The organism is Williamsia serinedens, from assembly GCF_024171725.1.
Classification (GTDB): Bacteria; Actinomycetota; Actinomycetes; order Mycobacteriales; family Mycobacteriaceae; genus Williamsia_A; species Williamsia_A serinedens.
Map to the genome: position 1 here is coordinate 607,776 of NZ_JAMTCG010000002.1, position 11,815 is coordinate 619,590.

The window sequence follows — 11,815 nt, forward strand, 5'->3', positions numbered from 1 at the left end:
CAGGCGTTCCCGGCGGTCGATGTCCGGTCGCCGACCCCGCAGACGACGAGACCCGGAGCCACCCGAGGATGACTCCGGGTCGTCGTGTGTGGGTCGATCAGCGCGGAGAAGTACTCCGGCTCATCGGATCACGGAGGTGATCAGCTCGGGGGCATGAGCACCGAGTCGATCAGGTAGACGGTCGCGTTGGCGGTCTTGACGCCACCGCAGATGACCGAGGCGTTGCCGGCGCCGACCTTGAGGTCGTTGCCCGAACCGGTGACGGTGACGTCCTGGCCCTCGACGGTCTTGTGGGTGCCGGCGATCTGCGACGGCGAGAGCTGACCCGGGATGACGTGGTAGGTCAGGATCTTGGTCAGCAGGGCGCTGTCCGTCTTCAGGGTGTCGATCGTGGCGGCCGGGATCTTCGCGAAGGCCTCGTCGACCGGCGCGAAGACGGTGAACTGGCTGCCGTTCAGGGTGTCGACCAGGTTGACCTGCGGGTTCAGCTGACCCGAGACGGCCTGCGTCAGGGTCTTCAGCAGCGGGTTGTTGCTGGCCGCGGTGGCGACCGGGTCCAGAGCCATGCCGCCGACGGAGCCGGGGCCCGAGGCGTTCTGCTCGGCGTAGCTCGCGCAGCCGGAGCCGACGAGGTCGGCGGCCGGATCGGCGCTCGCGCTGCCGCCCGCTGCCGAGGACTCGGCGGCCGACGAGGTGGCGGCGGTGCTCGAGGAGCCCGAGGAGCTCGAGCCACTGTCGCTGGAACAACCGGCGACGAGGCCCATGGCCAGGCCGACGCCGGCGATGGCGACAGCGAATCGTTGGGTGCGCTTCAGAGCCATGTTCTTGGTTCCTTTGGTTGGGGATCGGTCGCTTTCCATTCGCAACGTACGGGCGGCCGGATGGGTGACGCCCGAATTTTCCGGTCTCGAATTCATGTCTATCGCCGTCGGCGATCACGAACCGGTAACGCAGGCGTGCGGCAGATGCGGGTGATCCGCGTCATCCGTCCATCCGCGGGGCCTGCGGTGCCGAACCCCATCACGACGGTCCCGGACTACAGCAGCGTGGGCGGTGACCGTCCCGACCGCGACCCCGCCCGACGGTGTCTGCACCGACCACCCGGAAGGGGTGACGCACGTGTCCCGCATCGAGACCGTGATCCGCCGGGCTCTCGCCGGCCTGATCGCCGTCGGAGCTGCCCTGGCCGCGGGCGAGATCGTGTCCGTCGCCGTCTCGTCCTTCTCGTCCCCGTACTTCGCGGTGGGCGCGCTCTTGGTCGACAACGCGCCGGCTCCGGTGCGGGAGTTCGCGATCCGCACTTTCGGCACGTCCGACAAGCAGGTGTTGTTGACCGGCATGGCCATCGGTATCGCGGTCCTCGCGATCGTGGCCGGGCTCGTCGAACGTCGGACGAAGCCGTTCGGATCCGTCCTCGTCGTGCTCTTCGGGATCGTCGGCATCGTGGCGGCCTTCCAGCGGCCCACCGCCACCGCGACGTACGTCTTCCCCTCGCTCGCCGCGATCGTCGTCGGCGTCCTCGTCCTCCGTGTGTTGACCGGTTACCTCGGCGCGCGACGCAACGCGGCGGCCCCGGAGCAGGACGGGCTGTCCCGCCGGGCCTTCGTCGGCCTCGCCGCGACGGCTGCGGTGGCGGCCGGAGGCGTCGCGCTCGTCGGCCGCGCCATCGCGAACGCGGGTAACGCCATCTCCGAGCGGGCGTCACTGAAGCTCCCGACGCCCCGTGTCCGGGCGAAGGCCATACCGGCCGGCTCGAACATCGACGTCCCCGGCGCGACCCCGTTCGTCACCAGCAACCAGTCCTTCTATCGCATCGACACCGCCCTGCAGGTCCCCGAGCTGAAGACCTCGGAGTGGCAGTTGCGGATCCACGGCATGGTCGACCGCGAGATGACCCTCACCTGGGACGACCTCATGGGGATGCAGCCCGTCGAGAAGGTCATCACGCTGACGTGTGTGTCGAACCAGGTCGGCGGTGACCTCGCGGGCAACGCGACGTGGATCGGCTACCCCATCAAGGACATCCTCGCCAAGGTCGGCGTGCAGGCCGACTCCGACATGTTGTTCTCCACCAGTGTCGACGGCTGGACGTCCGGGACGCCGGTCTCCGCACTGACCGACGGTCGCGACGCCATCCTGGCCGTCGGGATGAACGGGCAGCCGCTCCCGCTCGAGCACGGCTACCCCGTCCGTCAGGTCGTGCCCGGGCTCTACGGCTTCGTCTCCGCCTGCAAGTGGGTCGTCGACTGGGAGCTGACCCGTTTCGACCGCAAGAAGGCCTACTGGACGGAGCGCGGGTGGGGCCAGATGGGCCCCATCAAGACCGCCTCCCGTATCGACGTTCCGGCATCGTTCGCGCAGGTACCCGCCGGTGAGGTCGTCATCGCGGGAACGGCGTGGGCGCAGCACCGCGGGATCGAGAAGGTCGAGGTCCGGATCGACGACGGTCCGTGGGAGGTCGCGCAGCTGGCCGAGGAGTACTCGATCGACACGTGGCGCCAGTGGTCCTACCGCTGGCAGGCCACGCCCGGGCAGCACATGCTCTACTGCCGGGCCACCGACAAGACCGGTCAGCTGCAGACCGAGGAACGCACACCGCCCATCCCGGGCGGCGCCACCGGGTGGCACAACCGTGTCATCACGATCACCTAGGACGCCGACGATGACACGCTACTGTCACCTGTGTGACCGACCGCTCTGCCGCGAGATCGGCGCCGTCGGCCACTCCGGATCACGGTGGCCACGACGCGCCCGACGAACCGACACGGCTCGTCGCGTTGGTGCAGCGTGTGGCCGCGCAGGATCGCCAAGCCTTCGCCGACCTGTACGACGCGACGAACACCCGGGTGTTCGGGCTCGTCAAACGGGTCCTGCGCGACCCCGGCTACGCCGAGGAGACGTTGCAGGAGGTCTACCTGCAGGTCTGGCAGAACGCCCCCAACTACCGCGCCGACATGGGGTCGGTGATCTCGTGGATCCTCACGATCGGTCATCGTCGAGCGGTCGACCGGGTGCGGTCGGAGCAGGCGTCGACCCGTCGCGGGGTGGAGTACTCGGTGTCCACCGCGACGATCGAGACCGATCAGGTCGTGGACTCGGTGGTGACACGCGAGGACCGGCGCGCGGTGATCGAGTGTCTCGGCACGCTGACGGACACCCAGCGGGAGAGCATCGAGCTCTCCTACTACGGCGGGTTGAGCTATCCGCAGGTGGCCGAGCGTCTGAACGCCGCACTGCCCACGGTGAAGTCGCGCATCCGGGACGGTTTGCGTCGGCTCCGGAACTGTCTGGAGTCCTCCGATGAGGGCTGACGACCCGCGGGCGGACGCGGCCCGGATGGTCGACGACCTCCTGGAGCTGTACGCGATCCACGCCCTGCCGGCCGACGAGGCGGTCGCCTTCGAGCATGCGCTCGGCGTGCTCGACGAGGCGTCGCGTCGTCGAGCGGTGGCGGACATCCGGAGCACGCGCGACGCCGTCGCGCGGTGGGCGGCCGAGCGCGCCGCGACGCCCGATCCTCGAGTGCGGGACAGCGTCCTGTCGTCGATCGACCGGGCGGACTCGACGCGGTCTGTCGGGGACGAACCGGTCGCTGTCGGGGACCACCCCGTCGCGACCGACGAACTGGCCGCCCGCCGGGCGCGTCGTCGGCGTCTCGCGGTGGCTGTCTCGTCGGCGGCCGCGGCGCTGCTGCTCGTCGTCGGGGGCGTCGTGATCGGCAGGTCCACGGTGTCGTCGCCGGCGGATCAGCCGTCGATCGCGCAGTCGGACCAGATGGCGGCGATGCAGAACGTCATGAGCCGCAGCGACGTCGAGGTGCATCGCACCGAGATGACGGGCATGCCCGGGACGGTGGTGGTCGCGTCGTCGCGGAGTGCCGATCAGGCGGTCGTCGTGCTCGACGGTGCCCAGCAGCCCCCGAGTCAGCGCGTCTACCAGCTCTGGCTGATCGGCAACTCGCACGCGCCGAAGTCCGCCGGTCTGGTGTCGTCGGTCGCGGGGCAGTCGCCGGTCGTCGTCACCGGGTTGACCGACTCGCGGACCATCGGGATGACCGTCGAGCCCGACGGCGGGTCACCGCAGCCGACGGGTGCCGTCGTCGCCGCGGTCACCTTCTGACCGGCGGTCTCAGGATCCCGATCGGTACAGCCGTTCGTACTCGGTGCGAGCGCGGTCGTCCTCGGCCTGCTGCCGAGCGGGCTTCAGGTCGGGGTCGAGACCGTGCTTCTCGAGCCGGTGTGCGCGGTTCTGCTTCATGTACGCCGCGGAGTAGATGAGCCCGAGCACCAGTCCGAGCGCGACCATCTGTGCGCGCAACCACCACGGGCCGGGGAAGAGCATGAAGATCACGAAGATCGGGATGAACGGCACCATGCCCCGGACCAGGTGGCGGACGTAGGCGTTGCGGCCCGTGAGGTCCTCGCGCACCCAGTCGCGGAGGTCGTCGGGCAGCTTTCGTCCGAACGCGTAGCCGATCCACTGCACCGGCGACGGACGCCTGCGGGCGCTCATACCTGTCCTCCTGTCGGGGTGGTGGCGGCCGCGCGGTTGAGGTCCCACAGGACGTCGCGCAGCCGTTCCAGTTCGGCGAGGGAGACGCCGAGCTTGTCGATGACGGCGGGGGGAATCGCCTCGGCGCGTTCGCGCAGCGCGGTCCCCGCATCGGTGAGGGCGACGTCGAGGCGCCGCTCGTCGAGGTCGGACCGACGCCGCGTGACCAGGCCCATCGCCTCGAGGCGCTTCAGCAGCGGGGACAGCGTGGCCGAGTCGAGGACGAGTGCGTCCCCGATCGAGCGGACCGATCGGGGCGACTCCTCCCACAACGCGAGCATCACGAGGTACTGCGGATGCGTGAGCCCGAGCGGTTCGAGGAGCGGGCGGTAGAGCGTGAGGACCGTCCGGTTCGTCACCGCCAGCGCGAAGCAGAGCTGGCGGTCGAGGGCGAGCAGGTCGCCGGAGTCTTCGGATGTCGTCTGCACGATTTGATCGTACGCGAACAATTACGGCGCCATACGTATACGGACAACTGTCTGGACAGGTGATCAGCAATCGTGGCCGCATGCTATGTTTCCTGCATTCACCGGCTGCCGATCGCAGCCGTGCCCTCATCCCGCCACTCTGGGCGACCCCCGGCGTGGTGCGGAGGATGTGTCCATCGCGTATGCGGTCCGTGAGAGACGGGTGTGTCCATGAGTGTCGGTGTCGTGCGGGAGGTGGCCGAGGGGGAGCGCAGGGTCGCGCTCGTGCCCAAGGTCGTCGCGACGTTGGTCAACAAGGGGGTCGACGTCGTCGTCGAGTCCGGTGCGGGGGAGCAGGCCCTGATCCCGGACGCCCTCTACACAGAGGCAGGCGCCACCATCGGTGACGCCTGGTCGGCGGATGTGGTGGTCAAGGTCGTGGCCCCCACCGACGACGAGGTGGCGAAGCTGAAGTCCGGTCAGACGCTGATCGGATTCCTGGCCCCGCGTAACCAGGAGAACCAGATCGGCGCGCTGAAGGCCGCCGGGGTGCAGGCGTTCGCCGTCGAGGCCATCCCGCGCATCAGCCGCGCGCAGGCGATGGACGCGTTGAGCTCGCAGGGCAACGTGTCGGGCTACAAGGCGGTCATCCTGGCCGCCGAGAAGTCGACGCGATACTTCCCGATGCTCACCACGGCGGCGGGCACGGTGAAGCCGGCGACGGCGCTGATCCTCGGCGTCGGCGTCGCGGGCCTGCAGGCGCTCGCCACCGCGAAGCGACTGGGCGCACGCACCACCGGCTACGACGTCCGCCCGGAGGTGGCCGAGCAGGTGAAGTCGGTCGGAGCGCAGTGGCTCGACCTCGGCATCGACGCCGCCGGTGAGGGTGGCTACGCCCGGGAGCTCACCGAGGACGAGCGTGCGCAGCAGCAGAAGGCGCTCGAGGAGGCCATCAAGGGCTTCGACGTCGTCATCACCACCGCGCTGGTCCCGGGTCGTCCCGCCCCGCGTCTGGTCACCGCCGCCGCGGTCGAGGGCATGAAGCCCGGCAGCGTGATCGTCGACCTGGCCGGCGAGACCGGCGGCAACTGCGAACTGACCGAGCCCGGACAGAACGTCGTCAAGCACGACGTCACGATCTGCTCGCCGCTCAACCTCCCCGCCGGCATGCCCGAGCACGCCAGCGAGCTCTACTCCAAGAATCTCCTCGCCCTCATCGAGCTGATGCTCGACGAGAACGGCGCCATCGCACCGGATTTCTCCGACGAGGTGCTGGCGAAGTCGTGCGTGACCCGAGAGGCGGACGCCTGATGTACACCGGACTCCTGGCGAACCTCGCGATCCTGGTCCTGGCCGGGTTCGTGGGCTTCGCCGTCATCTCCAAGGTGCCCAACACCCTGCACACGCCGCTGATGTCGGGCACGAACGCCATCCACGGCATCGTCGTACTGGGCGCGCTCGTCGTGCTCGGTGCCCTCCCGGCCGACGCCAACTGGGGCGTGCGCATCATCGCGTTCGTCGCGCTGGTGTTCGGCACCCTGAACGTCATCGGCGGCTTCGCCGTCACCGACCGCATGCTCGGGATGTTCAAGGGCAAGAAGGAGGTCGAGAAGTGACCGTCATTGCCACCTTCACCGCCGCTCATGTTCCGAATCAGGGCGTCTCGTACCTGGTCACGGCGCTCTACATCGTCGCCTTCGCGTTGTTCATCTACGGCCTGTCCGGGCTGACCGGTCCGAAGACCGCAGTGCGCGGCAACTGGATCGCCGCCGTCGGTATGGGCATCGCGGTCGCCGCGACGCTGCTCTACGTCTGGAACGAGGGCGCGCGCGCCGAGGACGGCGCGGGACGCGTCGACGTCCCGACCATCAACTGGATCCTCATCGCCGTGGGCCTCGTTCTCGGTGTCGCACTGGGCATCCCGCCCGCGCTGAAGACGAAGATGACCGCGATGCCGCAGCTCGTCGCGCTGTTCAACGGCGTCGGCGGCGGCACCGTCGCGCTCATCGCGTGGTCGGAGTTCATCGAGACCTCGGGCTTCTCGGAGTTCGGCGACAAGCAGCCGGCCTCGCCGCTGGTCGTCGGGTCGCTCATCGCGGCGATCATCGGCTCGATCTCGTTCTGGGGTTCGCTGATCGCGTTCTCCAAGCTGCAGGAGATCCTGCCCAAGGGTGTCGAGAAGTTCTTCGTCGGCAACGCCAAGCTGTTCCAGCTCGCGAACATCGTGCTGCTCGCCCTGTCGATCGGCATCGCGATCTACCTGGGCGTCCAGGCCACCAGCGGTGGCGGGGCGAGTGTCTGGTGGATCGTCGGACTGTTGATCGCGGCCGGCGTGATGGGTCTCTTCGTGGTGCTGCCGATCGGCGGCGCGGACATGCCCGTCGTCATCTCGCTGCTGAACGCGATGACCGGACTCTCCGCCGCCGCGGCGGGTATCGCGCTGGACAACACCGCGCTCATCGTCGCCGGCATGATCGTCGGCGCGTCGGGCTCCATCCTCACCAACCTCATGGCCAAGGCCATGAACCGCTCCATCCCCGCGATCGTGTTCGGCTCGTTCGGTGGCGGTGCCGGTGGTGCCGCCGCCGGTCCGGCCGGCGACGGCGGCACGGTGAAGGCCACGTCCGCGGCCGACGCGGCGATCCAGATGGCCTACGCCAACCAGGTGATCGTGGTCCCGGGCTACGGTCTCGCGGTCGCGCAGGCGCAGCACGCGGTGAAGGAGATGGCGACGCTGCTCGAGGGCAAGGGTGTCGAGGTCAAGTACGCGATCCACCCGGTCGCCGGCCGCATGCCCGGGCACATGAACGTGCTGCTGGCCGAGGCCGACGTCGAGTACGACGCGATGAAGGAGATGGACGACATCAACGGCGAGTTCAGCCGGACTGACGTCGCCATCGTCATCGGCGCCAACGACGTCACCAACCCGGCGGCCCGCAACGACCCGAGCAGTCCCATCCACGGGATGCCCATCCTGAACGTCGACGAGGCGCGGTCGGTGATCGTCCTCAAGCGGTCGATGTCGTCGGGCTACGCCGGCATCGACAACCCGCTGTTCGGCGCAGCGGGCACGTCGATGCTCTTCGGCGACGCGAAGAAGTCGGTCGGCGAGGTCATCGAGGAATTGAAGGCCCTCTGATCTGACCGAGGCCACAGACGAGGCGATCCTTCCCGCTCACCGGGAAGGATCGCCTCATCTGTCGTCAGGCGGGATACACCTTCCCGTCGCGGACGGACACGGCGACGGTGCTCAGGCCGGTCTTGGACGGACCCTCCAGCACGGCGCCGGTGTCGGGCGCGAACTCCGACCCGTGACACGGACAGACGAGCTTGCCGTCGTTGGGCGCGACGGCGCAGCCCTGGTGGGGGCAGATCGCGGAGAACGCGCGCGCCGTGGTCTCCCCGGTGCGGGTGACGATCCCCTGCGCGCCGCCCGGCAAGCCGACGGCCACGGAGGACCCGACGGGGACCGCAGACAGTTCGGTGAGCGATCCGTCGGCATTCGTCGACGGTGCCGCCGACGTCGACGTCGACCCACCGCCGCTCGAACACGCGGCGAGCGCGCAGGCACAGACACCGGCGGCACCGCCGACGAGGACGGATCGACGACCCACGGATTCCAGGTTCATGGCGTCAGGGTAGGAGCCGAATCTGTGAAAGCGGGGTCGTCGACGTGCAGACCCGCTGCGTGGATCTCCGCCGGCGTATGGCCGGACGATGCGGCCACCACCGCGACGAGATCGTCATAGGTGCGACACACCGTTCCCTGACCCGTCACACCCTGGACCACCCACCCCGCGGTCACGGCACGCACGGTGTCCCGCAGGAGCAGCGCCGTGAGCCGGGACGCGATCTGACGGCGCCGGCGGGGCCCCTGCACCTGGGCTGCGACCCGGTCTTGCGGACCGCCGCCACACCCGCCACACATCAGGGCATCACGTCCCCGGAGTTGGGGCCCAGAACTTGACCGACGAAGAGGTTGCCCCCGGGGTCGGACGCGAGGAGAACCGCGGTGGGTGCGATCTCCTCGGGGGTGCCGAATCGGCCGAGGGGGAGTTCGGCGCGCTTCGCCTGCTTCCACTCGTCGTCGATCCCCTCGACCATCGGGGTGTCGATCGGTCCCGGCGCGATCGCGTTGACCAGGACACCCGCGTCGGCGTACTCCAGTGCGATGGACTTGGTCATCGCGATCACACCCGCCTTCGCCGCCGCATAGTGCGCCAGGGACACACCACCCTTGATCGCGAGCTGCGACGCGATGTTGACGATGCGTCCGGAGCCCTGCGCGAGCATCGGCCGCAGCGCAGTGCGATTGAGCAGAAAGACGCTCGTCAGGTCGACGTCGATCGTCTCGCGCCACTGTGCCGCCGACATCTCGACCGTCGGTGCCTGGGTGAGGATCCCGTGGGAACACACCAGGATGTCCAGGCGTCCCGTGGACTCGACCACCTCGTCGACGACGGTGACCACCTCGTCCTCAGACGTCGCGTCCAGGTGCGCGCTCCGGCGCGCACCGATCGCCCGGGCCACCTCGTCGACCGACGGGTCGCGGTCGGCGACCGTGACGACAGCACCTGCCTCCACGAAGGCGGCCGCGATCGCCCGACCGATCCCCGAGGCCGCGCCGGTCACGAGTGCGGTCCGACCGCTCAACACCGTTGACATGTCCGAGATCCCCCCGTCAGTCCCGCATCGCTGTGGTGAGCGCGCCGTCGACCACGATCGCCTGCCCGCTGACGTAGGACGCCTGTGGACTCGCGAGGAACGCGATCACCTCTGCCACCTCGTCGGGCTCGCCGACGCGTCCCCACGGGATGTACCCGCCCGCACGATCGAGACCGTCTGGCCCGAGTGAGTTGACCGGATCGCTCGACTGCGGGGTCCGGATCAGTCCGGGGATGACGGCGTTCGCCCGGATGCCGCGTGGTCCGTACTCGACGGCGAGGCTGCGCACCAGGCCGATGACCCCTGCCTTCGCGGTCGCGTAATGGGCGTGCTCCTGCCATCCGTAGACGCCGCCGGCGATCGACGACACCGCGATCACCGACGCACCCTCCCGGGCGTGGCGGAGACCTGCACGCGCAGTGCGCATCACGCCGTGCAGGTCGACGTCGAGGAGGGCGTGCCACTGGTCGTCGGTCATCGACCCGAAGGGTGCGTGACGCAGGATCCCGGCATTGGCGACCGTGATGTCCACCGAACCCCACCGCGACCTGAGTCCGTCGGCGAAGTCGTCGACCGATGCGGTCGAGCGGACGTCGACCTCGACGATCACGCCCTCCCCGCCGACGGCCGACACCTCCTGCAGTGTCTTCTCCGGGTCGTGGGGGTCGCCCGGAAAAGTCCCGATACCGACGCGGACACCGCGCGCGGCGAGCACGCGCGCGGTGGCCGCACCGATTCCCGAGGCCGCCCCGGTGATCATGGCGACGGTCGGACCGGTCATGCCTGGATCCCGGTGGGCGTGCCGGCCCCGGCTGCCGTGTCGGCGGACACGGAGGGCTCCGCCTCGGTGATCGTGCGGGCTCCGAGGACGATGATCGCCGACGCGAGAGCGCCCAGGGCACCGACCCACAGAGCGGCGGACGAGTACCCGATCGACGCGGCGGTGAGACCCGTGAGGATGAAACCGGAGATGATCGCGCCGGGCTGTGACATGGCACCGATGAACGCGCTACCCGTTGCACGACAATCGGTCTCGAAGCACTCCGCCTGCAAGAACAGGATCGCGGCGTACGGACCGAGCAGGAAGAACAGTCCCATCATGTAGGTGACGAGCACGAAGATCTCGTTCGACGGACCCAACAGCATCGCGGCGAAGAAGGCCGCCGACATCGTCCACCCGAACGCGATGGTGTTGCGCCGACCGAATCGGTCACCCGCCCACCCGTGTGCGAGGTAGCCGGCCACCGCGACCAGGTTCGAGAGCACCACGAGGATCAGGGTGCTCGAGGCGTCGATGCCCTTGCCCTTCTCGAGCACCGTCGTGCCGAGGACGGAGAAGGTCTGGATCGCGAACCAGTTGAACAGCCAGGCCAGGGAGAGGATCACCGTGTTGCGCAGGTGACGACCGGCGAAGATGCGACGGAACGGGGCCGAGCTCTGCTCGACGGTCGCCGTCGCCGCGGCGAGTGCCACCGCGTCGTCGTGGCGTCCAGCCTTCCGGAGCTTCTTCACGGCGTCCTGGGCCTCGAACTGTGGGCTCTCCTTGAGGGTCCGGCAGACGAGGGCCACGATGACCGCGGGGATGGTGGCGAGGAGGAACGCGATGCGCCAGGCGTCCGCGCCGAACACTGCGGTGACCGCTGCCACGAACCCGGCGGCGAGCAGAGCGCCTGCCGGCCAGCCAGTCTGGACCATCGAGTACACGAACCCGCGGCGCTTCTTGATCTTCTCGTCCTCGGTGAGTTCGTACAGCTCGTTGAGGTACGTGGCGTTGACCGACTGCTCGGCCAGGCCCAGACCGCTGATCGCGCGGACCCCGATCAGCGAGGCAGCGCCCATCGAGGCGGCGGTGGCCGCCGACGACGCCGCGGTGCCACCGACGGAGATGATCATGCCCTTGCGGCGCCCGAGCTTGTCGACCATCGGCCCGACCAGCAGCACCACGATCGCGGTGCCGACGCTGACGAGGGTCGAGACGAGCAGGGCATGGCTCGTCGACCAGCCGAAGGACTCCTCGATCCGGGGGAGGAGGGTGCCGAACAGGATGAAGTCGTAGACGGCGATCGTCCACGCGAAGAACGCGATTCCCGACGCGCGCCGGGTCTCGGCACCGGTGACGCGGCGCAGACCGGGCACGCCGGTCGAGTGGTCGAGTGACATGGGTTGAGCTCTCTCGTGAGGAGGTTCGTCGT

General features: G+C 69.1%; 13 protein-coding genes. 6 read left to right on the forward strand and 7 right to left on the reverse strand.

Annotated features, from left to right (window positions below):
- Positions 1-140: 140 nt before the first annotated feature.
- A complete protein-coding gene (locus tag LX12_RS06410; protein ID WP_372504946.1) occupies positions 141-764 on the reverse strand; it encodes a fasciclin domain-containing protein in 624 nt (207 codons plus the stop codon).
- A 373-nt stretch (positions 765-1,137) separates the two neighbouring features.
- On the opposite strand from LX12_RS06410, the gene LX12_RS06415 reads away from it, so the two are divergent.
- Genes LX12_RS06415 through LX12_RS06425 form a run of 3 tightly spaced genes read left to right on the forward strand, consistent with a single transcriptional unit; the run spans position 1,138 to position 4,119 of the window.
- On the forward strand, positions 1,138-2,652 hold the full coding sequence (locus LX12_RS06415; RefSeq protein ID WP_253653887.1) for a molybdopterin-dependent oxidoreductase: 1,515 nt from the start codon (positions 1,138-1,140) through the stop codon (positions 2,650-2,652).
- Between the two features lie 32 nt (positions 2,653-2,684).
- Entirely contained in the window at positions 2,685-3,311 is a 627-nt protein-coding gene (gene sigK, locus LX12_RS06420; RefSeq protein WP_308213972.1) for an ECF RNA polymerase sigma factor SigK, read from the forward strand.
- Entirely contained in the window at positions 3,301-4,119 is an 819-nt protein-coding gene (locus tag LX12_RS06425) for an anti-sigma factor (protein ID WP_253653683.1), read from the forward strand. The genes sigK and LX12_RS06425 overlap by 11 nt, the downstream gene beginning before the upstream one ends.
- 9 nt (positions 4,120-4,128) lie before the next feature.
- Here LX12_RS06425 and LX12_RS06430 read toward each other — a convergent pair whose 3' ends face one another.
- Complete coding sequence (locus LX12_RS06430) at positions 4,129-4,512, reverse strand: DUF5313 family protein (RefSeq protein WP_253653684.1); 384 nt, start codon at positions 4,510-4,512, stop codon at positions 4,129-4,131.
- Positions 4,509-4,979, reverse strand: coding sequence for a MarR family winged helix-turn-helix transcriptional regulator (locus LX12_RS06435; RefSeq protein ID WP_253653685.1), 471 nt, complete (start codon positions 4,977-4,979; stop codon positions 4,509-4,511). The genes LX12_RS06430 and LX12_RS06435 overlap by 4 nt, the downstream gene beginning before the upstream one ends.
- Before the next feature lie 210 nt (positions 4,980-5,189).
- Here LX12_RS06435 and LX12_RS06440 point away from each other — a divergent pair, with 210 nt between their 5' ends.
- Genes LX12_RS06440 through LX12_RS06450 form a run of 3 tightly spaced genes read left to right on the forward strand, consistent with a single transcriptional unit; the run spans position 5,190 to position 8,097 of the window.
- Positions 5,190-6,269, forward strand: coding sequence for a Re/Si-specific NAD(P)(+) transhydrogenase subunit alpha (locus LX12_RS06440; protein ID WP_253653686.1), 1,080 nt, complete (start codon positions 5,190-5,192; stop codon positions 6,267-6,269).
- Positions 6,269-6,574: an NAD(P) transhydrogenase subunit alpha part 2 gene (locus tag LX12_RS06445; RefSeq protein WP_055784778.1), complete on the forward strand. Its 306-nt coding sequence runs from the start codon at positions 6,269-6,271 to the stop codon at positions 6,572-6,574. The genes LX12_RS06440 and LX12_RS06445 overlap by 1 nt, the downstream gene beginning before the upstream one ends.
- Entirely contained in the window at positions 6,571-8,097 is a 1,527-nt protein-coding gene (locus tag LX12_RS06450) for an NAD(P)(+) transhydrogenase (Re/Si-specific) subunit beta (protein WP_253653687.1), read from the forward strand. Before LX12_RS06445 ends, LX12_RS06450 begins: the two co-directional genes overlap by 4 nt.
- A 64-nt stretch (positions 8,098-8,161) precedes the next feature.
- Here the strand turns inward: LX12_RS06450 and LX12_RS06455 are convergent, their stop codons facing one another.
- The 4 genes from LX12_RS06455 to LX12_RS06470 all read right to left on the reverse strand — a co-directional run bounded on the left by LX12_RS06455 (position 8,162) and on the right by LX12_RS06470 (position 11,783).
- On the reverse strand, positions 8,162-8,587 hold the full coding sequence (locus LX12_RS06455) for a Rieske (2Fe-2S) protein (protein ID WP_253653688.1): 426 nt from the start codon (positions 8,585-8,587) through the stop codon (positions 8,162-8,164).
- A gap of 298 nt (positions 8,588-8,885) precedes the next feature.
- Positions 8,886-9,623 carry an SDR family NAD(P)-dependent oxidoreductase gene (locus LX12_RS06460; RefSeq protein WP_253653689.1) on the reverse strand — a complete coding sequence of 246 codons (738 nt, stop codon included), beginning with the start codon at positions 9,621-9,623 and terminating at the stop codon, positions 8,886-8,888.
- 16 nt (positions 9,624-9,639) lie between these two features.
- The gene (locus tag LX12_RS06465) at positions 9,640-10,404 is read right to left on the reverse strand and encodes an SDR family NAD(P)-dependent oxidoreductase (RefSeq protein WP_253653690.1); all 765 of its coding nucleotides are present in this window, start codon (positions 10,402-10,404) and stop codon (positions 9,640-9,642) included.
- Positions 10,401-11,783 carry an MFS transporter gene (locus LX12_RS06470; protein ID WP_253653691.1) on the reverse strand — a complete coding sequence of 461 codons (1,383 nt, stop codon included), beginning with the start codon at positions 11,781-11,783 and terminating at the stop codon, positions 10,401-10,403. Before LX12_RS06470 ends, LX12_RS06465 begins: the two co-directional genes overlap by 4 nt.
- Positions 11,784-11,815: the final 32 nt, after the last annotated feature.